This is a genomic window from Ruegeria sp. CDSA034, assembly GCF_059612275.1.
On sequence record NZ_JBXWQH010000001.1, the window covers coordinates 429,973 to 450,941 of the forward strand.

Sequence of the window (20,969 nt, forward strand, 5' to 3'; positions counted from 1 at the left end):
GTAGTTTATCAGCCGCCCCAGATCACTTTCACATAGTTCTGGGTTTCTTTGTAAGGTGGCACGCCGCCGTGCTTTTCCACGGCTTTCGGACCGGCGTTATAAGCCGCCAGCGCCAGCCGCCAGGATTTGAACTTGCGATACTGCCACGACAAATAACGGGCCCCGCCTTCCAGATTTTGCTTCGGATCATGCGGGTTCACACCCAAAAGACGCGCGGTTCCAGGCATCAGCTGCGCCAAACCCAGTGCCCCTTTGTGAGACACCGCGTGCGGGTTCCATCCGCTTTCCTGTTGCACCAGTCGCAAGAACAATTCTTCTGGGACACTGTGTTTCCGGGCTGCTTGCCGCGCCAGCGCCAGGTATTGGCCGCGATATTTACCATTATATCGCTTGATGACTTGAGTTGGCTGCGCTGTTTTTGGCTTCAGCCGTTCAGAGCCGCGGTACTGGGTGGCAGCACGCGAGTCTAAAATCTTGGATTGTTTGAGAAAAATATCCTTACGGTTTTTGGTGGACAGGGTTTCCGCCGCAGCCGGAACCGAAACCAGCGCAAGGCACAGAACAGAAAAACAACCAACTAAAAAACGCATTTATGCCAATCCCGCTCGCTCTCGAACCCTAACGAGTATAGGTATTTCAGGCAAAAATGAAAGCGTGGTAAATAGAACCTTCGGGATTTCTTGCCGACCGTTGCACAGATCAACTGTGTTTTAACCACGACGTAGGCCGTATAGGGTCGCGTAGAAACTTTGCGTCAGATTCGGGCGCTCTCGACACAGACAAGAACGGGGAAATATATGGCAGGTTCAGTCAACAAGGTCATTCTGGTCGGAAATCTTGGCCGCGATCCTGAAGTTAGGAATTTCCAAAACGGGGGCAAAGTATGCAACCTGCGCATCGCCACATCCGAAAACTGGAAAGACCGCAATACTGGCGAGCGTCGTGAGCGCACCGAGTGGCACTCGGTCGCGATCTTCAACGAAGGGCTTGTCCGCGTAGCGGAGCAATATCTGCGCAAAGGCTCGAAGGTCTATCTCGAAGGGCAATTGCAGACCCGCAAGTGGCAGGACCAATCTGGTCAGGACCGTTATTCGACTGAGGTTGTTCTTCAGGGCTTCGGCTCGACCCTTGTGATGCTGGATGCGCGCGGCGAAGGCGGAGGCGGCGGCGGTTATGGCGGCGGACAGTCAGGCAGCTATGGCGGTGGTCAGGCGGGCGGCGGCTATGGCGACCCCTATGGCGGACAGTCCAGCGCCCCTGCCCCTGCACCTGCATCCGGCGGAATCGACGACGACGAGATTCCGTTCTAAGGCAAACGGAGACGAAACATGACATGGTCCTTCTCACTCGGCCGGGTACTGGGGTCGGAACTGAGGGTCCATGTCACCTTTTTTCTGTTACTGGGCTGGGTCGCCTTTGCGGCTTATTCCAAAGGCGGGGTGCCCGCCGCGATCGACAACCTGGTCTTTGTTCTGGCCCTGTTTGCCTGCGTTGTCGCGCATGAGTTCGGCCACGCGCTGATGGCGCGGCGCTACGGCATCAAAACCCCTGACATCACCTTGCTGCCTATCGGCGGGCTTGCCCGGCTCGAAAGGATGCCCGAGAAGCCCATGGAAGAAGTCTGGGTCGCTCTGGCCGGGCCGGCGGTAAATATTGTGATCTGGATCGTTTTGATGGCCATGGGGGCCGGAATGACGCTGGAGTCTCTGGCCCGGATCGATTCGACCAGCGCCGGACTGTTGAACCGGCTGGCCTATGTGAACTTGCTGCTGGCCGTATTCAACATGATCCCGGCCTTCCCCATGGATGGCGGCCGGGTTTTCCGTGCGCTTTTGTGTCTGAAGATGGATCGGGTAAAAGCCACACGTATCGCCGCCCTTGCGGGTCAGGTGGTGGCGGTGGCGTTTGGTTTTCTCGGGTTGAGCACTGGTAACCCCCTGCTGGTTTTGATCGCCGTCTTTGTGTTCGTCGCTGCCAATGCGGAAAGCCACGATGTGGCCATGCGCTCAGTCGCGCGGCGGGTGCTGGCCCGCGACGCGATGATTACCGAGTTTCACGCCCTATCGCCCACCGACACGCTTGCAACCGCCGCACAGGCCGTCATTCACACCACCCAACACGAATTCCCCGTGTTGGGTCCGAATGGAGACCTGCTGGGCTTTATGGCACGCGGCACGCTGTTCACTGCCATGGCGCAAGAGGCACCTCGGTCCGATCTGGCAACTTCGATCATGGAAACCGAGATCCCGCGCGTTGAATTGACCACCGGCCTGGAAACCGTGCTGGGGAAACTACACAAGGGTGCTCCCGCCGTCGCAGTTTGCACCCAGGCCGGGACAATGGTCGGCTACATCACCCGCGAAAACATCGGTGAACTGATGGTGATCCGCGGACGGTGATCAGATCGTCGCCAATGCGTCTTCAAGCACGGACAACACAGCGTCCCTTGGGGCGTCCGAAGTGACGAACGCCTGCCCGATTCCGCGGGCAAGAATAAACCGCAACTGCCCGTCGATGACCTTTTTATCCTGCGCCATCAGGTCAACCAGCGCTTCGGCATCCGGCAGATCTCCGGGAATGTCGGCCAGATCGGTTTTCATTCCCATTGCACGTAGGTGCGCCCGAACACGGCTCGGTTCCTCCTGTGAGCACAGCCCAAGACGAGAGGACAGCTCAAACGCCAGTGCACAGCCGATAGCGACACCCTCGCCGTGCAACAGGCGATCAGAATACCCGGTGGCCGCTTCAAGCGCGTGACAGAAAGTGTGCCCAAGGTTCAGCAGCGCACGGTCGCCCTGCTCAGTCTCGTCGCGGGCTACGATGTCGGCCTTCATCTGAACCGAGCGTGTCACCGCCCGCACGCGCGCGGCCATATCGCCACCCGAAACGTCGGGACCGTTTCTTTCGAGCCATTCAAAGAACTCTGCATCGCCCAGCAGGCCGTACTTGACCACCTCGCCATAGCCCGACAGGAAATCCCGCTGGGTCATCGTGCCTAGAACCGAGGTGTCCGCCAGAACCAGAGACGGCTGATGGAATGCCCCAATCAGGTTTTTGCCCTGTGGAGCGTTGATGCCGGTTTTTCCGCCAACAGAACTGTCCACCTGTGCCAGCAACGAGGTCGGTATCTGGACAAAACGGACACCGCGCCGCAAAACGGCCGCAGCAAATCCCGCAAGATCACCGATGACCCCGCCACCCAAGGCGATAACCACGTCGCGACGTTCTACCTTTTCCGACAACAGCCACTCAACCGCTCGTTCAAAATGCTGCCAGCTTTTGGTGGCTTCTCCTGCAGGCAAGGCCAGCGAGGTCATTTCGATACCAGCTGTTGCCAGACCATCTCGCAACGCATTCAGGTGCAACTCGGCCACGTTCTCGTCCGTCAGAACGGCGACCTTGGGCCGGCGCAGCAAGGGCGCAATCATCGTGCCGGATTGTTCCAGCAGGTCAGGCCCGATTTCCACGTCATACGAGCGTTCGCCCAACTCTACATGTACGGTTTGGTGCATTTACTTCCGTTCCAATACGTCGGGGCGCGTCAACATCGACTCCACCACCCGGTCCACCATATTTTCAATCGAGGTTTCGCCATCGGACTCAACTGTCAGACCTGCCTGCGCATAAACCGGGACGCGGGCTTCATACAAGGCGCGCAAGGTCGCATAAGGTTCAGCCGTGCGCAGCAAAGGCCGTGTGTCCTTATGTTTGACCCTGTTCCACAACACCTTCAAGTCAGCCCGCAGCCAGACCGAGACCCCGCGTTCGGTGATCATCTGGCGGTTCTGATCGGAAAGAAAAGCGCCGCCGCCAGTTGACAGGATGCCTTTTTCCTCGTCCAGCAGACGCCCAATGACCTGACTTTCCTTGGCGCGAAAGAACGGTTCACCATCACGCTCAAATATCTCGGGGATGGTCATATTGGCGGCCGATTCGATCTCGGCGTCGCTGTCGAGGAAGGGAACACCCAGCCTTGCGGCCAAAGCACGGCCCACAGCCGTCTTTCCAGCCCCCATCATGCCAACAAGAACGACGGTTTTGTGCAGTTCAAAGACCGCATCAGTACCTTCTGTGTGGGCGTTATGCTTAATTTCGCTCATTTCAACGTGAATGACGTGATCTTACGAAAAATGCCAGCTATAACTATGGCAAAAGACAAAATTGGGGCAGCGTTGAGCAATGGGCCGTCTGATCAAGTTCCTGATATATATTGTTTGCCTGTGTTTTGTCGGGCTGGTGGGATATGCGTATTTGGGTCCGATATTCGGGGTGGATTTCTCGGCCCCGCAAGACGAGATCCGAGAGCCGGTAATCCTGAATGTTGAATAAAGCCGCACTGGCTGCCTTATTGCTGGCTGGATCAGCGCAGGCGCAGCAGGCTCCTCTTTCTGTCATCGATTGGCTGACGGACCCTCCGGAAAACCTGCCAGGGACTGTCCTGTTGGAACCACCGGTCACGGAAACGGGCATTCAGCCGGATATCCAAGTCTCTCCGCTTGAGGCGCTGTCACAGCCGTTGGGGCTTGTGTCGTCGTCGGTGACCGGCCTGCCGGTGCACCTTTGGCAGAATAGTGATGCCGACCGGCTGGCCGAGCTGATCACCGACGTGCCGGTTCGCTATAACCCCGCGATGCAGCGGTTGTTGTTTACGCTGATCCTGTCCGAGGCTCGCGCACCAGCTGGTTCGGGTGCTGAAGAAACCCTGCTGCTCGCCCGCATCGACCGGTTGATGCAACTTGGTGCAGCCGACCCGGCGCAATCGCTGGTCCAATTGGCCGGTCCGACCGACACACGCGAAAGGTTCCAGCGCTGGTTTGACGCCACCCTGCTCACCGGGGACGAGGATCGCAGCTGTACGTCGCTGATCGCGAAGCCACACCTGTCGCAGGACTACGCCGCACAGATTTTCTGCAAGGCCCGACGCGGAGACTGGCCATCAGCCGCCCTAACGCTGGAAGCGGCGCACGCATTGCAGATATTGCCACCAGATGAGCTGGATGTGCTGGATCGCTTTCTCAGCCCCGAGTTGTTTGAAGAAGCCGAATACCTTCCGCAACCAGATGATCCCAGCCCACTGACCTTTCGCCTGTTTGAGGCGATCGGGGAACGCCTGCCATCGGCCCCTCTGCCCCGTGCCTTTGCGAATGCCGACCTGCGGGACGTAGCCGGGTGGAAAGCGCAGATCGAAGCGGCTGAGCGGCTGACCCGCATTGGCGCGCTGACCCCCAACCAGTTGCTGGGTCTGTATACCGAGCGCTCTCCGGCCGCGTCCGGCGCAGTTTGGGACAGGGTCTCGTCCGTGCAACGGTTCGAGTCTGCACTGGATTCGCGCAATCCCGACAAAATCGCCCGAGCTTTAAGTACTGTGTGGACGCAAATGCGCCTGATCGGATTAGAGGTACCCTTTGCAGAATTGTTCGCAGAACGCCTGTCGCAGATAGAGCTGACGGATCCGTCGGCGGAACAGCTGCGCTGGCGTATCCTGCTGTTGTCCGAACTGTATGAAACAGCGGCCCTTTCTGTGCCCGGTCAATCCGACGAAAATCACTTTCTGGCGGCGTTAGCGCAAGGAGATCCGGGGCGCGCGCGCTCTCCTTCGCCTCTGGCGGATGCGGTTGCGCAAGGGTTTGCATGGGCTGCTCCGGTCCCGCCGAATATCGAAACGATGCTAAACAACGATCAGCTAGGTGAAGCGATCTTAGAGACCATGCAACGGTTCGCGCACGGGTCGCGCGGCAACCTAGTCGATCTGACAGCAGCCATTGCGACGCTGCGCCGGGTGGGTCTTGAGGACACCGCCCGCCGCGCCGCACTGAACTTGCTGATCCTGCAGGACCGCTGATCGTGGCGGCCCCGGCGACGCAGGACTTGTGGATTTCCACCTTTTTGCAAGCTCAGGCCGCCGAATTGGGGGCCGCGACCAATACGCTGCTAGCCTATGGCCGCGATCTGAAAGAATTCTCGGCCTGGCTGGAACGTCGAAAAACGGGTTTTCCCGACACACAAAGAGAACAAATCGAACATTACCTGATAGACTGCGACGCACAGGGCCTGTCCCGTTCCACGCGCGCACGTCGGTTGTCAGCGATCAAGCAACTGTTTCGGTTCGCCTTTGAAGAAGGTTGGCTTGAAGCTAACCCCGCCATTCAGATCAAAGGCCCCGGTCGGCAAAAACGGCTGCCCAAAACATTGGATGTCGCTGAAGTCGATCGTTTGCTTGAGGCCGCGCGCCGCACCGGTCGCAAGGATGCAGAACGGGTGCGCAACACCTGCCTGATGGAGGTTCTGTACGCCACGGGAATGCGGGTAACTGAATTGGTTTCGCTGCCGGTCTCCTCCGCCAGAGGTGACCCCCGGATGCTGCTTGTGCTGGGCAAAGGTGGCAAGGAACGGATGGTGCCTCTGTCCCCTCCAGCGCGCGATGCGTTGGCGGCGTGGTTGCTTATCAGGGACGAGACCGAGGACAAGCAGGTTGCAGACGGTGCTCAGCGTTCCAAGTTCCTGTTTCCGTCTCGCGGTAAATCCGGCTATCTGACCCGGCACAGGTTCTTTCTGCTGGTCAAGGAACTGGCCGTAGAAGGTGGCGTTTCGCCGGAAAAAGTGACACCACACACCCTGCGCCATGCCTTTGCCACGCATCTTCTGGCCAATGGCGCTGATCTGAGGTCGATCCAGACCCTGCTGGGCCATGCCGACGTGGCGACCACGGAAATCTACACGCATGTCCTGGACGAACGCCTGTCAGAGCTTGTGTTGCAGCATCACCCGCTGGCGAAAGACGGCGATGACGACGGCTAACCCCTTGATCCACAGCATGCGCACCCCCATAACGGATGCAGTATCACGAACAACCAAGGACCGATGGAACCCTCTTCTGCTTCTCTGATCGACGGCGCATTCTGGTTTACCACAGGCGCCATCCTGCTTTTGCTTGTCCTGTCGGGCTTTTTTTCAGGTTCTGAAACGGCATTGACCGCATCATCGCGCGGAAAACTGCGTGCGCAGGCCGACAAGGGTTCACGCGGCGCGCAAAAGGCGCTGGAAATCACGGACGACAACGAACGGCTGATCGGCTCGGTCCTGTTGGGCAACAACCTTGTCAACATCCTTGCTGCGTCGCTGGCGACCGCGCTTTTCACACGGCTGTTCGGTGAAAGCGGCGTAGCGCTGGCAACGCTGGTGATGACCCTTCTGGTCCTGATCTTTGCTGAGGTTCTTCCCAAGACCTACGCGATCACCAATTCGGAAAAGGCGGCCGCAGCCGTGGCACCGATCATCGGCGTCGTCGTCACGGTGTTTTCGCCTATCGTTGCAGCCGTGCGCCTGCTGGTACGCGGTGTTCTGCGCCTGTTTGGCGTCCAGATCGACCCGGACAGCAACATTCTGGCCGTGCGCGAGGAAATCGCCGGGGCATTGCAGCTTGGTCATTCCGAAGGCGTGGTCGAAAAGGAAGACCGCGACCGTATCCTTGGCGCGCTAGATCTGGGCGATCGTACAGTTGAAGAAATCATGCTGCACCGCTCAAATATTGAGATGATCGATGCAGACGCCTCGCCCGAGGCCATCCTTCAGCAATGTCTGAAAAGCAGTCACACCCGCCTGCCCGTTTTTCGGGATGAGCAAGAAAACATCGTGGGTGTCGTGCACGCCAAGGATCTGTTCCGCGCAATGTACGCCCATGCCGGCGGCAGTGAGAACGCCGATAACCGACTGAAAGAGTTCGACATCCTCAAGGTCGCGAACGACCCCTATTTTGTTCCGGAAACCACCACTCTGGACGATCAGATGCGCGAATTCCTGCGGATGCACAGCCACTTCGCGCTGGTAGTGGATGAATATGGCTCGCTGCGCGGGCTGATCACGCTTGAGGATATCCTCGAGGAAATCGTGGGCGAGATCGCGGACGAGTTCGACATCGACGAAGACGTATCCGTGACCCGAACCGAAGATGGGCAGTTTCTGGTCGAAGGGGCCACCACGATCCGCGACGCCAACCGCGCGATGGATTGGTCCCTGCCCGACGATGAGGCAAATACCATCGCCGGTCTGGTCATTCACGAAGCGCAAATGATCCCAACCGTCGGTCAGGTCTTTTCCTTTCACGGCTTCCGCTTTGAGGTGACAAAACGTCAAGGCAACCGGATCACCGAACTAAAAGTTCGACCTCTCTGAGAACAACCCAAAAAACTGCAAGAATCCACCGGCGCTCTGATCCGAGCGCCGGTTTTCTTTTGGACAACCACCGTATCCTTCCTGTTTGGGGTCGCCAGCAGGTGCTGAACCCGGATCGCCTTCCGCGACACTTTCTGTCGCTGAAGCTATTGCAAAGGCAGCTTTCCTATTGAGACTGACGGCATAGCCATCAGGAGACGTGCATGAAACTCACAACCCAAGTTGCAGTCATCGGCGGCGGAGTCGTTGGATGTTCCGTACTCTATCACCTGACCAAGCTGGGGTGGACGGACGTGATGCTGTTGGAACGCTCCGAACTGACCAGCGGGTCGACCTGGCACGCGGCGGGTGGGTTTCACACCTTGAACGGCGACACCAACATGGCGGCGCTGCAAGGATATACGATCCGGCTGTATAAAGAGCTGGAAGAGATCACCGGCATGTCCTGTGGTTTGCACCATGTGGGCGGGGTGACGTTGGCAGACAATCAGGATCGTTTCGACATGTTGCTGGCAGAACGCGCCAAGCATCGGTTCATGGGGTTGGAGACGGAAATCGTTGGTCCGGATGAGATCAAAAAAATCGCTCCTATCACCAACACCGACGGGATCATCGGCGCGCTTTATGATCCGCTGGACGGTCATCTGGATCCGTCGGGGACCACCCATGCCTATGCCAAAGCGGCCCGGATGGGAGGCGCTACGATCGAAACGCACTGCATGGTACGCGAGACCATCCAACGCACCGACGGGACATGGGATGTCGTCACCAACAAGGGTACGATCCATGCCGAACACATCGTCAATGCCGGTGGCCTTTGGGCGCGCGAGGTTGGCGCGATGGCGGGCGTCTATTTCCCCCTACACCCGATGGAACACCAGTATCTGGTGACAGACTCGATCCCTCAGATCGAGGCGATCATCGACTCTGGCGGCGAGCATCCGCATGTGATGGATCCCGCCGGAGAAAGCTATCTGCGGCAGGAAGGGCGCGGGCTGTGTATTGGGTTCTATGAACAACCCTGCAAACCCTGGGCTGTCGATGGCACACCGTGGGAGTTCGGCCACGAACTGCTGCCCGACGATTATGACAAGATCACCGACAGCATCGAATTTGCCTACAAACGCTTCCCCGTTCTGGCCGAGGCTGGCGTCAAATCGGTGATCCATGGACCGTTTACCTTTGCGCCCGATGGCAACCCGCTCGTCGGGCCGGTGCCGGGCATGCGCAACTATTGGTCCGCCTGTGGCGTGATGGCGGGTTTCAGTCAGGGCGGCGGGGTTGGCCTAACGTTGGCGCAATGGATGATCGAAGGAGAGCCTGAGCGCGATGTGTTCGCCATGGATATCGCCCGCTTCGGCGACTGGATCGGGCCTGGCTATACGCGCCCGAAGGTGATCGAGAACTATCAGAAACGCTTTAGTGTCGCCTACCCCAACGAAGAACTGCCGGCCGCGCGTCCGAACCGGACCACCCCGATGTACGATATCTTCAGCGATCTGGGCGCGGTTTGGGGTCAGCAATACGGGCTGGAGGTTGCGAACTATTTTGCGCAAGGCGATGAGCCGAGCTATGAAACGCCCTCATTCCGCCGCTCGGATGCCTTCGAGGCGACCGGGCGCGAGGTGCGCGCTGTGCGCAATGGTGTCGGCATCAACGAGGTCCACAATTTCGGCAAGTATCGCATCACCGGCCCGGGTGCGCGCGACTGGCTGGACCGCATCATGGCTGGCCGCATTCCAAAGCCTGGGCGCCTGTCGCTGACACCAATGCTGTCGCCCAAAGGCAAGCTGATCGGGGATTTCACCGTTTCCTGTCTGGCTGAGACCGAATTCCAACTGACCGCGTCATACGGCAGCCAGGCCTTCCATATGCGGTGGTTCCTGCAGCATCAGGACGATGGTATTGCAATTGAAAACATCAGCGACCGTCTGAACGGCTTTCAGATCGCCGGACCAAAGGCGGCCACGGTTTTGGCGGCCTGTACCCGCACGAACATCTCGAACCTCAGGTTCCTTGATGTTCGCCGCATGACCATCGATATGACCGACTGCACCGTTCAAAGGGTCAGCTACACGGGCGATCTGGGGTACGAAATCTACTGTGATCCGATGGCCCAACGGCAATTGTGGTGGACCCTTTGGCAGGCCGGTCAGCCCCACGACATGGTGCCCTTTGGCATGCGCGCGATGATGAGCCTGCGGTTGGACAAGTTCTTTGGGTCTTGGATGAACGAGTTCTCACCCGACTACTCTGCCGCGGAAACCGGGCTGGATCGCTTTATCGCCTTCACCAAGAACACGAACTTCATCGGTCGGACTGCGGCTGAACTGGAACGGACCGAAGGAACGGCGCGCAAGCTGGTCTCGTTCGAAGTGGATGCTGACGACGCTGACGTGAATGCCTATGAGCCGATCTGGCTGGATGGTGCGGTCGTCGGATTCTGCACCTCGGGCGGGTATTCCCATTACGCTGGCAAATCCATCGCTATGGGTTTCCTTCCCTCGGACCGTATACGTGACGGTTTGGAGGTCGAGATTGAGATACTGGGCCAGATGCGCAAGGCGCGCGTGATCTCAACCCCACTGTTCGACGGGGACGGTGAACGTATGCGGGGATGACAAAAGACGGCTACGGCGGCTATGTGAAGGTATGACAGACATTCCCATTATCCTTCTGGCCGCCGGGCAATCCCGCCGCATGGCTGGCACGGACAAGCTGATGCAAAGCGTCGATGGCATGCCACTGCTACGGCGATCCGCACAAACAGCGTTGCAGGTAGGCCCGGTGATAGTTGCGCTTCCGCCTGCTCCGCATCCTCGCCAGGACGCCTTGAAAGGTATGGATGTTGTTGCAGTTGAAATACCCGACGCTGATGAGGGCATGAACGCCAGTTTGCGCGGTGCTCTTGCGCATGTGCCCGCCGATGCCGGGGCTGTCATGGTTTTACTGGCAGATTTGCCGGAAATCACAGTTGGTGACCTGAAGCAGGTCGCAGATTCTGTCCAAGAATATCCAAATTTCTTGATCTGGCGTGGGGCGACAGCCACAGGAAAGCCCGGCCATCCGGTTGTGTTTGCTCGTCCGCTGTTCAAAGAGCTCAGGCAACTTACAGGCGATGAGGGCGCGCAGTCCGTTGTGCAGGCGCATAAGAATGCAGTGCATCTTCAACCACTACCCGGTCAAAACGCCCTGTTGGATCTGGACACTCCCGAGGATTGGGCACGCTGGCGGGCCGGGAAGGCCACATAACCGGCCTGCCAATATAGAAACGGCCCGGTCGATACCGACCAGGCCGCTTGCCCAAAACAGGACTACCACTTTTCACCAATCCTGAAAACGCTGCCAAAAATGCCTATGGCACCCTGGCTATTCCGCCGCTGAACCTAAACAAGACCCCCTCGTTAACATGCCGCTCAGCGTTTCCAGTGACTGTGACAAGCCGTTGGCACCCCCTAGTGCCTTCGGCTCCCCCTTCGCTTGGGCAAGTTCATCGTCACCCAAACGGTGCGCCCAAACAATGTAAAATTGGAAAGAACGGTTAATTTTTGGCGTCTCGGAATGGTTTTTGCGCAACATCCCGCCGAAGCGGGATCTACCTATAGACGATCAATCAACTGCACGCCTTAGGTCACATCGGACGTTATGTATATTCTTTATTGAGCATATATACAGCTTATCGGTAGCATACGCTTTTGATCTGTTCAGGTTGCAAAAACGAGCCACAACCAAGAGATGAGCGATTTTTCGCCAAGGCCCTTCAGTGATCCTTTGTTACCAAAACTGAATCAATTCAGGATTATTCAGGATTTGACTTTCAAATTGGCAACAATTGCTGATTCGCGACTAGCGATTCGCTACGCTTCCCTGCGGACCGTCGATATACAACGACCTGTTTGTGGCTAAATTAAGATATCTTAATCCTGAGCACAGGAAACTCACAGACTGATGCCTCATCTCCTCGGTTAACGCGCGCCTGCAATCGCGCGATATAAACAGGAGACTAAAATGAGCATCCGTAAATCCTCACTGCTTTTGCCACGCGCTACTGGCTTGGTTGGCGCATCCGCCCTTGGTGCAGCGCTGTTGGCCACGACAGCCCTGCCCTCACTGGCCGACGAAGCCCTGGCCGATCTGGTCGAAGGCGTGTCGCCGTCGGTGGTGACCATCATCGCGGAACAAGACATCGTACCCGTACAAGCGCCGGGACAAGGACAGAATTTTGATTTGGAAGACCACCCCTTTGGTGAGTTCTTCAAGCGCTTCGGCGCGCCTGAGGGCTTTCAGGCACCGCAGCGCGGACCATCCCAAGGTCTGGGGTCGGGTTTTGTATTGGACGAAGCCGGTTACATCATCACCAACCACCATGTTGTCGACAATGCATCGACCGTGACCGTCCGTCTGAGCGACGATCGTAGTTTCGAGGCCGAGATCGTGGGCACCGACCCGCTGACCGATATCGCCGTTCTGAAGATCGACGCTGGCGAAGCGTTGCAGGCCGTCAAGATTGGTGACAGCGACGTTATCCGCGTAGGTGAAGATGTCGTGGCCATCGGCAACCCGTTTGGCCTGCATTCGACCGTAACCACCGGTATCGTTTCGGCCAAGGGCCGCAACATCTCGGCCGGACCTTACGCTGAATTCATTCAGACCGATGCAGCCATCAACAAAGGCAATTCGGGCGGTCCGCTGTTCAACATGGAAGGCGAAGTGATTGGCGTGAACTCGGCCATCTACTCTCCTACCGGCGGTTCGGTTGGTCTTGGCTTTGCCGTGACCTCGAACATCGTTGAACATATCGCGGCCGATCTGCGCGATGACGGCCAGGTCAGCCGCGGCTGGCTGGGTGTTTCGATCCAGAATGTCAGCCCCGAGATCGCAGCAGCGATGGGTATCGACGCCACAACCGGCGCGCTGGTGTCGGATGTCGTCGCAGGCAGCCCGGCCGAGGGCGTGCTTGAGCAAGGTGATGTCATCCTTACCTTCAACGACGAATCCGTCGACTCCAGCAGTGAATTGCCGATCCTTGTGGGCACAACCAAAGTTGGTACCGACAGCGTCATGACCGTTCTGCGCGATGGCAAGGAACAGCAGATTGAACTGACAATCGGTCAGCATCAAAGCGCCTCGGCTGAGATCGACAAATCCGTGGACGAAGGTATCTCGGGCACTGCATTGGGCGTGACCGTCGCACCGCTGACCGACAGCAACCGTGCTCAGATGGGCGTTGCTGAGAATGTCGACGGTGTGGTCGTCACTGATCTGAAGCCAGACAGCCCTGCTGCCAAGGCCGGCCTGCAACGCGGCGACGTGATCGTGAAACTGGGCGGCCAAGAAACCGCCTCACCCGATGCGCTGAAGGCCGCGCTGGACAGCGAAAAGACTGATCCTGCGCTGGTGCTGATCAACCGTGGCGGAAACCAAATCTTCGTGGCGGTAGAAATCGCGTGATCCGAAGTCCGCGTGCGCCATTTGATGGGGATTTCTGGCGTACGCCTCCTCGGCGGATTGAATTGTCCGCATTCCGCTGAGACTGCCGGGTGCGCTGCAACGCACCCGGCACGTAATTTAAGCAAATCATGTGCTTTGCCGGATTTTTGTGTTTAAATCCCGCTAGAAAGGAACGCAAAATATGAGCCGTCGCCTGCTGATCGTCGAAGATGACGAGGACACTCGTGAGTTCATCGCCAAGGGCTTTGGCGAGGAAGGTTATGTGGTCGAGCAGGCCGCAGACGGGCGCGAGGGATTGTACCACGCCACGGATGGTGGGTTTGACGCCATTGTGCTGGACCGGATGCTTCCAGGTCTTGATGGCCTTTCGCTAATCCGATCTTTGCGGGCGGCCGGGGTCAAGACCCCTACCCTGATGCTGACCGCGATGAGTGCGGTTGACGAACGGGTCAAGGGCTTACGTTCGGGTGCGGATGACTATCTGGTCAAACCGTTTTCGTTCCAAGAACTGCATGCGCGGATCGAAGCCCTGTTGCGACGCCCGCAGGAATCTGAGGAAACCGCGACGCTGACCTGCCGCGATCTTGAGATGGACTTGCTGACTCGTAAAGTCACTCGCGACGGACAAGAGATTTCCCTGACCCCGCGTGAGTTCCAGATCCTTGAGTTCTTTCTGCGCCGCAAGAACCGCGTTGTATCGCGCACAATGTTGCTGGAAGGTGTCTGGGATTATCATTTCGACCCGAATACCAACGTGGTCGACGTCCATATATCAAAGCTGCGCCGCCAGCTGGATGAAGGCGACAGGCCGCCATTGATTGAAACGGTTCGAGGTGCGGGTTACATGATATCCGATGGATAACTTGCGACTTTCGTTCAATAATTCCCGTACCCGCCTCGTCCTTGCCAGCATGGTCCTCAGCACGTTGCTGACGGCAATTGTGCTGGGGCTTGTATACTTCACCGCCAATCGCAGTATCGAGGGTGAGACCCGCTCGGTGGTGTCCGCCGAACTGACAGGCCTGGCAGATGAATACGAACGACGCGGTCTGTTCGGGCTGTTGCAAGCCATTGAACGCAGGATTCCAACCGCGTCCGAGCGGGATGCGCTGTATCTTTTGACCGACCGGTTCGGTGTGAAGCTGGCCGGTAACCTCAAGCACTGGCCTGCGGATGTCACGGCAGGCAGCGGTTGGGTCGATCTGGATCTTCGCCGCGCCGATAACGACCAGTTGGTGCCGATCTCGGCCGCCTCAGTTCGCCTGCCCGGCGGCGAACGCCTGCTGGTTGGGCGCGATGCCCTCGCGCGGCAACAATTCGACAGGGCGCTGTTGCGCGCGGTTGGCTTGGCCTTAGCCATTGCACTGGCGCTAAGCCTTTTGACCGGCTGGCTTTTCACCCGGCTGGTGTTCACGCGCCTGTCCGAATTTGCGGGAACGGCGGAAAACATCGTGTCAGGTGATCTGTCCCGTCGCATGCCCTTGCGCGGAACCGGGGATGAGCTGGATCAAGTGGCCGGAACCTTGAACAGCATGTTGGACCGGATTGAGGAACTGATCAGCAATCTGCGCACAACCTCAAATTCAATCGCGCATGACTTGCGATCCCCCCTGTCCCGCTTGCGTCAAAGGGTCGAGTCGCTGTCTGACCCGTCCAAAAGTGATCTGGATCGCGAGGTCGACGTGGCCCGCGCTACGGCAGAGATCAACCACGTGCTGCGTGTTCTGGGGCAATTGACTGAAATCTCACGCGCCGAAGCCGGTGTCGGGCGGGAACAATTCGAACCCGTGGATCTGCAGCAACTGATTGGCGACGTCGTCGAGCTGTACGAACCAGTTGCCGCCGATCAGGGCATCTCGCTGGAGGTCGTCGGCACCGCCCACACTGTTCAGGGGCACCGCCCGCTTCTGTCTCAAGCGCTGTCAAATCTTCTGGAAAATGCCATGCGTTATGCCCCGGAAAAGACGGCAATCACGATCACCCTGTCAGAAAGCGGTCCTTACACCTGCCTGAGCGTGCGTGATCGGGGCCCGGGTGTCCCTGAAGAGGATTTGCCACGCCTGCAGGTGCCCTTTGTGACGCTCGATCCCGCAAGGACCGAGCGCAACTCAGGCCTGGGCCTGGCGCTGGTGGCGGCGATTTCTCACATGCATCAGGGCGCATTCGAGGCGCGCAATTGCGACCCGGGTCTTGAGGCAACAATTAAACTGGCGCGTAAGCCCTAGATTGGCACACCATTGATCGCCATCATCTTGTTTTTGTATCGTTTATCTGCCGTCACATCCGTTCCGAACCAGTCGGGCGGCGTGTATGCCTGCGCCTCGGCCTCTGTGTCGAACTCCACCTCGACCAGCCGCAGCGGCGCGAGGTTTCCCAGAAAGATGTCCAGCTCAAACACCCGTCCGTCTGGCATTTTTCCGGTATAGCGTTCTTTCTCAACCCGACGTCCTTCGGTTTCCGGCCAGAAGGTTTCGAATTGCTCGGCCGTGATCTCGGCCTCGCGTTCCACCCGCACCAAGGATCCCGCCCCTTTGAGCGTCAAAAAGTGCTTGTCATTCTTCTGCCGCAGACGCAGTTCCGTGGAATCGTCCGGCGCGGTCAGATAGCCTTGACGTACGACGGCCTTATCCGCGCCGCTCAGGTCAGGCAGTTCCGCCACCAGGAACTTGCGTTCAATTTCGGTGCTCATCGCTTTGAAATAACTCCGTTTTCCATCTCATCGTACAGCTTTTGATATGCTAAGCTGGCTGCGCTGCGCGGGGCGAATTCACTGACCGGCGCACGGTTTTGCCCCATCCGTTCGATATCCGCCGCAAACGGGATTGAGCTGCGCAGGAACCGCTTGCGATACAGCTTTCGCATCGCATCCATAGTCTCAAGGTGCAGGGTCTTGCGCTGTTGCACCATGGAAAAGAATGCCGTCAGCTTTTTCTTCGACAACTTGTTGGCATCAAAAAACCCAACCAACTGATCGAAAGACCGTTCAGACAGAGTCGTCGGGATGACCGGAACCACGATCTGATCGGCCGCTTTGAAGATGTTTTCCGACAGGGTCGAAAAGTTGGGCGGGCAATCCAGAATGATCACCTCATAATCGCTGCCCGCCGAGATCAGCGCTTTTTTCAGCCGCGACCGCTTGTTCCGCATCCGTGACAGGAAGACGTCAAAATCCCGAAAGGTCATGTTTGCTGGCAGCACGTCCAGCCCCTCGAAGTCACTGGCGCGAATGGACTTGGTAAACCGTGCGACATCCTCAAAGAACGTTGCATCTGTCAGTTTTTTGGATGGTTTGACGCGCAGATAAAACCCAGACGCCCCTTGCGGATCCAGGTCGCATAGCAAAACACTGTGCCCCGCTGCCGCGTAAGCATGGGCCAGATTGACCGAGGTCGCGGTTTTACCCACACCGCCCTTGTTGCTGTAACAGGCAATGATCTTCACTTCTCAGCCCTCCTTTTGATGAAACAAACTGCGGAACAGGTGCCGGATGTCCGGGCTGTCGAAATGCTTGAAACTTGCGATGACACGGTCACGTTCCGCCAATTGGCGCTGATCCAGAACAGAAATCAGCCCTCCCACGGATAAGGCCAACTGCGCATCAGCGCGGCCTTGCATATTGGTGTGCTGTTTAACAAAGCTCAGAAGCGCCTCTTGTTGGACTGAGAAATCATTGAATAGACCCAAATTATCCTGCAGCTTTTTCAATGGCTTGATGATCGTTTTAAATGCCTTTGCGTCAAACAAAGGCGCAAAGAACTCCATAAGATAACGCAGTTTTTTGCAGTCGATCCGCAGATTATGCACAGCTTCGTCAGGCGTGTTTGGCGTAATGCCGCGCGCCAGTTTGCAGGTTTTGCGATATCGCTTCCAGATCAGGGCGCGCGCGTATTCATAAGCAGGCCGATCTGCATTTGGGCCAGGCTGCAGGTTGGCCGGATCAGCGAAAAGCTCGGTCAACTTTTTCATCTGATTGTCATAGCTCTGCGTCCGAAAGCGCCGAGACATACGTCCAAGTGCCTGGCTGCGTTCCTTTTCGAATTGCGCAAACATGGCCACGGCACCTTCATGAAGGTTCGGCGGTATCAGATTGAAGTAACTGTCTTTTTCCAACAGATAGACGTCCAAATCCCGCGCTCGGCCAGTGGGTTCCATCAGACCGGAAAACTCGCGCTTTAATGCAGCGGTTTGTTCAGGCGAGAGAACCCCCTTGAACAGGCTGATCACAGATCGCACGCGGCGCAGGGAAACGCGGTAGTCATGCAAAAATTCAGTATCGATATCATCGATCACGCCCGCTTCATTCTGGCGCGCGACCGCCAGATAGGTGCGAATGATGTCGGTGGCGACCTCGATTGATGGCTCTTGTTTACTAACGCGGATTTCGGGCTTGGCCTTGTATATGGTCGCGTCGGGAAACAACCAGTCGAACAATGGCTTAGCCTTGCTTTTGCCACCCTCCAATTTCGTCAGCTTTTCACAAACAGTCTTATACGCCCGGTCATATCCGCGCATGTGTTGAACGGTTACAACTGTTACCTGCCCCTGATCCGAGGACATCAACATCATCGTGCCACGCACTTGCGTCTTTTGCAGGTCACCCAGAATGGCAAACGAGCGGTATTCGACCCTGCCCGCTCCGACGCTCATCAACGCGCGCAACTTGGGAAAGCCAGCGAGGCCCGCTTTGACGGGTCCTTCAGGCAAATCCTTAACGAACTTGCCTTTACCCGTGCGCAGCTGGGTTTTGGCTCTACCGCCGCGCAACAAAAACAATGCCCCGTCGGTTTGGATCAAAACCTTGGCAGATGACCTGAGGGATTGGTCATGACAATCCAGAATATCAAAATTTCCAGCAGGTTCAGCGGCCTCGAACCGCAATGCCAATTCTTTCAAAGATTTAGTAAAACCAGCCTCATCGAATGTGCCCGGAATAACAAAACAGTTTTTGACCCGAGCCATTAAAAGCGTCCCTTTCACCGAGGATCCAGTACGTCATTATGAATTCATACTCCTGCGATCCGATCAACGACTAACTCCGTTAATCAACAGCAATGACCAGAACATCTGATTTAGCTCGAACAACCGAATGACTCTGTCCGGGCATTTGGCTAAGACGGGCGGATGTCTGATCCTGTTTCATCAATCCGCAATCTCGGCCCGGCTTTTGAGCAATCCTGCGCACGCGCAGGCATTCAGTCTGCGCAGGAATTGCGCGATTTGGGGGCGGATGAGGCCTATGCAGGGCTATTACAGGCGGGCACCCGGCCGCACTTCATCGGATACTACGTGCTGGTGATGGGATTGCAGGGGCGCCCCTGGAACGACTGCAAGGGCGAGGAAAAGAAGGCGCTGCGCGTAAAGTTCGACGCAATAAAATCCAGCGTTAGTACCGCCCCGGAAACCCAGATGATTTCTGATCTGGATGCAATTGGCATACGCGTTGCACCGAAAGATCTTAAAGAGGTCTGAAACGAAAAAGGCCGCACCCCCAATGGGATACGGCCCTGAACTTCGTCTGACGGCGGATTAGCCGACCAGTTCGATGCCCGAGAAGAAGTATGCGATTTCAACCGCAGCAGTTTCAGGCGCGTCCGAACCGTGGACCGAGTTTTCGCCAACCGATTCAGCGAACTCCGCGCGGATGGTGCCGGGTGCTGCGTCTGCGGGGTTGGTTGCGCCCATGACTTCGCGGTTCTTGGCAATGGCGCCTTCGCCTTCCAGAACCTGAACGATAACCGGCTCGGAGGACATGAATTCGCACAGTTCGTCATAGAACGGACGCTCGGCGTGTACGTCGTAGAACTTGCCAGCCTGAGCTTTGGTCATGTGAATGCGCTTTTGCGCAACGATGCGCAGGCCAGCGTCTTCGAACTTGGCGTTGATCTTGCCAGTCAGGTTGCGACGGGTTGCATCAGGTTTGATGATCGAGAATGTGCGTTCCAGTGCCATATCGGCCTCTCCTTACTATATGGCGCGAGGTACGCGCCGAAATCCATCGCGCGCCGCCTAACACGGTATGTGCCTCATGAAAAGTGGAATGATTGCGCCAGTGGGTCTTGGCCATCAGATTGTGTCCGGCAAGGGCTCTGACGCGTCGATCCGGCGAACGTAAAGCACCGCAAGCAATCCGACAAAGCTGCTGGCGAACATCATGCCCAACACCAGAAAGGGCCCATTTTCAGGGCTAACAAACGCGCCGGTCATCAAGGTCAGAACTGCGCCCAACGCCACGATCAACGCACCAGATAGCCCCGCGGCGCTGCCCGCCAGATTGGGTCTCACGGACATTACCCCGGCCGAGGCGTTCGCATTCGTCAGCCCGTTACCGAAGCCCACGCAAATGGCCGATCCGAAGAATACCCAGACTGAACCCAGACCTGCTGTGAACAGCAGCAACCCGCAGAAAGGCCCAATAGAGGCAACGACCCGACCGATCAGGATCATCGTCGTCAGCTTCGTGTGTGCTGCGATACGCCCGGTGATGAAATTGCCCACCATGAAGCCGCCGGTAATAATTCCGATCCCCAGACCCAGCATGGCAGGGCTCAGGTCGAACCAGACCGCGGCGACCAGTGGCGCACCGGTGATAAAGCTGAAGAACCCGCCGATCGAGAATGCCGCGCACAGCGCGTAACCCCAGAACCGACGCGCGCGAAACAGGTGTGGGTATTCCTTTAACTGAGCCGAGAATGTTGCGGATCGGTTTGCATTTGTCTCACCCATGTCCGCCCACAAGAGCACCAGCATCCCCGCCCCCAGGACCGAGTACAATATGAACCCGGCTCGCCAACCGAACAGCATATCCAGTGCGCCGCCCAGCATCGGGCCAAGCATCGGTGCCAAAGCCATTGCCATCGCAACATAACCCAGTTTGCTGGCGGCCTCGTTCGGGGTATAGAGATCCCGGATCGAGGCGCTGGACAGCACGGGCCCGGCCACCACCGCTGCTTGAAGCAGACGGAAGCCGAGGAATATCCAGATCGACTCGGCCAATACGCAGCCAACGGAGGCCACTGTGAAAACTGCCATGCAAATCAACAGGATCGGTCTGCGACCATATCGGTCGGACAACGGCCCCATGATCAATTGCAACACGGCGGATACCGCCAAATACCCGGCGACTGACAGGTTAATCAGTCCGTAGTCGACCTGAAACCCCTCGGCCATCCTCGCAAGCGACGGCAGGAACATGTTCAACGACAAAACCGACAACGCCGTGGCGAAGATCAAAGTGACCAAAGAAGGAGGCGTCTGAGCCGCGCGCATGATGAAAACCGTCGAGTAATGCCAACCGGATCAGCGCTAACACATTGCCTGGATATTGAAAATATCAAGCTGCTGGCGGC

The 20,969-nt window shown here is 57.4% G+C and carries 20 protein-coding genes; 12 read left to right on the forward strand and 8 right to left on the reverse strand.

Annotated features, from left to right (window positions below; all coding sequences use genetic code 11):
- Positions 1–8 precede the first annotated feature (8 nt).
- Entirely contained in the window at positions 9–590 is a 582-nt protein-coding gene (locus AC2FLJ_RS02085) for a lytic transglycosylase domain-containing protein (protein WP_113788946.1), read from the reverse strand.
- A gap of 207 nt (positions 591–797) precedes the next feature.
- Here AC2FLJ_RS02085 and ssb point away from each other — a divergent pair, with 207 nt between their 5' ends.
- Both ssb and AC2FLJ_RS02095 read left to right on the forward strand, forming a co-directional pair.
- Positions 798–1,310, forward strand: a complete 513-nt coding sequence (ssb, locus tag AC2FLJ_RS02090) for a single-stranded DNA-binding protein (protein ID WP_058273781.1) — start codon at positions 798–800, stop codon at positions 1,308–1,310.
- Between the two features lie 18 nt (positions 1,311–1,328).
- Positions 1,329–2,399: a site-2 protease family protein gene (locus AC2FLJ_RS02095; RefSeq protein ID WP_496695218.1), complete on the forward strand. Its 1,071-nt coding sequence runs from the start codon at positions 1,329–1,331 to the stop codon at positions 2,397–2,399.
- Here AC2FLJ_RS02095 and aroB read toward each other — a convergent pair whose 3' ends face one another.
- Positions 2,400–3,512 (reverse strand): 3-dehydroquinate synthase, encoded by a 1,113-nt coding sequence (gene aroB, locus AC2FLJ_RS02100; protein WP_496704327.1) that lies wholly within the window; start codon positions 3,510–3,512, stop codon positions 2,400–2,402.
- Positions 3,513–4,100, reverse strand: a complete 588-nt coding sequence (locus AC2FLJ_RS02105; protein WP_496704328.1) for a shikimate kinase — start codon at positions 4,098–4,100, stop codon at positions 3,513–3,515.
- Positions 4,101–4,179: 79 nt separating this feature from the next.
- Between AC2FLJ_RS02105 and AC2FLJ_RS02110 the strand changes: the two genes are divergently transcribed.
- From AC2FLJ_RS02110 to AC2FLJ_RS02150, 9 genes are all read left to right on the forward strand, one after another.
- Positions 4,180–4,329, forward strand: coding sequence for a hypothetical protein (locus AC2FLJ_RS02110; RefSeq protein ID WP_170557697.1), 150 nt, complete (start codon positions 4,180–4,182; stop codon positions 4,327–4,329).
- Positions 4,319–5,842 carry a hypothetical protein gene (locus tag AC2FLJ_RS02115; RefSeq protein WP_496704329.1) on the forward strand — a complete coding sequence of 508 codons (1,524 nt, stop codon included), beginning with the start codon at positions 4,319–4,321 and terminating at the stop codon, positions 5,840–5,842. The genes AC2FLJ_RS02110 and AC2FLJ_RS02115 overlap by 11 nt, the downstream gene beginning before the upstream one ends.
- A 2-nt stretch (positions 5,843–5,844) precedes the next feature.
- Complete coding sequence (locus AC2FLJ_RS02120; RefSeq protein WP_496704330.1) at positions 5,845–6,798, forward strand: site-specific tyrosine recombinase XerD; 954 nt, start codon at positions 5,845–5,847, stop codon at positions 6,796–6,798.
- Positions 6,799–6,861: 63 nt separating this feature from the next.
- On the forward strand, positions 6,862–8,172 hold the full coding sequence (locus AC2FLJ_RS02125) for an HlyC/CorC family transporter (protein WP_496704331.1): 1,311 nt from the start codon (positions 6,862–6,864) through the stop codon (positions 8,170–8,172).
- A gap of 203 nt (positions 8,173–8,375) precedes the next feature.
- On the forward strand, positions 8,376–10,793 hold the full coding sequence (locus AC2FLJ_RS02130; protein WP_496704332.1) for a GcvT family protein: 2,418 nt from the start codon (positions 8,376–8,378) through the stop codon (positions 10,791–10,793).
- Positions 10,794–10,824: 31 nt separating this feature from the next.
- Entirely contained in the window at positions 10,825–11,424 is a 600-nt protein-coding gene (locus AC2FLJ_RS02135; RefSeq protein WP_496695207.1) for a nucleotidyltransferase family protein, read from the forward strand.
- A 756-nt stretch (positions 11,425–12,180) separates the two neighbouring features.
- Positions 12,181–13,623, forward strand: coding sequence for a Do family serine endopeptidase (locus AC2FLJ_RS02140; protein WP_496704333.1), 1,443 nt, complete (start codon positions 12,181–12,183; stop codon positions 13,621–13,623).
- 181 nt (positions 13,624–13,804) lie between these two features.
- The gene (locus AC2FLJ_RS02145; RefSeq protein WP_058273791.1) at positions 13,805–14,485 is read left to right on the forward strand and encodes a response regulator transcription factor; all 681 of its coding nucleotides are present in this window, start codon (positions 13,805–13,807) and stop codon (positions 14,483–14,485) included.
- Positions 14,478–15,848, forward strand: a complete 1,371-nt coding sequence (locus AC2FLJ_RS02150) for a sensor histidine kinase (protein WP_496704334.1) — start codon at positions 14,478–14,480, stop codon at positions 15,846–15,848. Before AC2FLJ_RS02145 ends, AC2FLJ_RS02150 begins: the two co-directional genes overlap by 8 nt.
- On the opposite strand, the gene AC2FLJ_RS02155 is transcribed toward AC2FLJ_RS02150, so the two are convergent.
- Genes AC2FLJ_RS02155 through AC2FLJ_RS02165 form a run of 3 tightly spaced genes read right to left on the reverse strand, consistent with a single transcriptional unit; the run spans position 15,845 to position 18,582 of the window.
- Positions 15,845–16,312: a CYTH domain-containing protein gene (locus AC2FLJ_RS02155; protein ID WP_496704335.1), complete on the reverse strand. Its 468-nt coding sequence runs from the start codon at positions 16,310–16,312 to the stop codon at positions 15,845–15,847. The two genes, AC2FLJ_RS02150 and AC2FLJ_RS02155, sit on opposite strands and share 4 nt — an antisense overlap.
- Complete coding sequence (locus tag AC2FLJ_RS02160) at positions 16,309–17,064, reverse strand: ParA family protein (protein WP_496704336.1); 756 nt, start codon at positions 17,062–17,064, stop codon at positions 16,309–16,311. The genes AC2FLJ_RS02155 and AC2FLJ_RS02160 overlap by 4 nt, the downstream gene beginning before the upstream one ends.
- Positions 17,065–17,067: 3 nt before the next feature.
- On the reverse strand, positions 17,068–18,582 hold the full coding sequence (locus AC2FLJ_RS02165; protein ID WP_496704337.1) for a CHAD domain-containing protein: 1,515 nt from the start codon (positions 18,580–18,582) through the stop codon (positions 17,068–17,070).
- Positions 18,583–18,744: 162 nt separating this feature from the next.
- On the opposite strand from AC2FLJ_RS02165, the gene AC2FLJ_RS02170 reads away from it, so the two are divergent.
- Positions 18,745–19,092: a TfoX/Sxy family DNA transformation protein gene (locus AC2FLJ_RS02170; RefSeq protein WP_496704338.1), complete on the forward strand. Its 348-nt coding sequence runs from the start codon at positions 18,745–18,747 to the stop codon at positions 19,090–19,092.
- Between the two features lie 57 nt (positions 19,093–19,149).
- Here AC2FLJ_RS02170 and ndk read toward each other — a convergent pair whose 3' ends face one another.
- A complete protein-coding gene (gene ndk, locus AC2FLJ_RS02175) occupies positions 19,150–19,572 on the reverse strand; it encodes a nucleoside-diphosphate kinase (protein WP_058273797.1) in 423 nt (140 codons plus the stop codon).
- Positions 19,573–19,686: 114 nt separating this feature from the next.
- Complete coding sequence (locus AC2FLJ_RS02180) at positions 19,687–20,889, reverse strand: multidrug effflux MFS transporter (RefSeq protein ID WP_496704339.1); 1,203 nt, start codon at positions 20,887–20,889, stop codon at positions 19,687–19,689.
- Between the last annotated feature and the right edge of the window lie 80 nt (positions 20,890–20,969).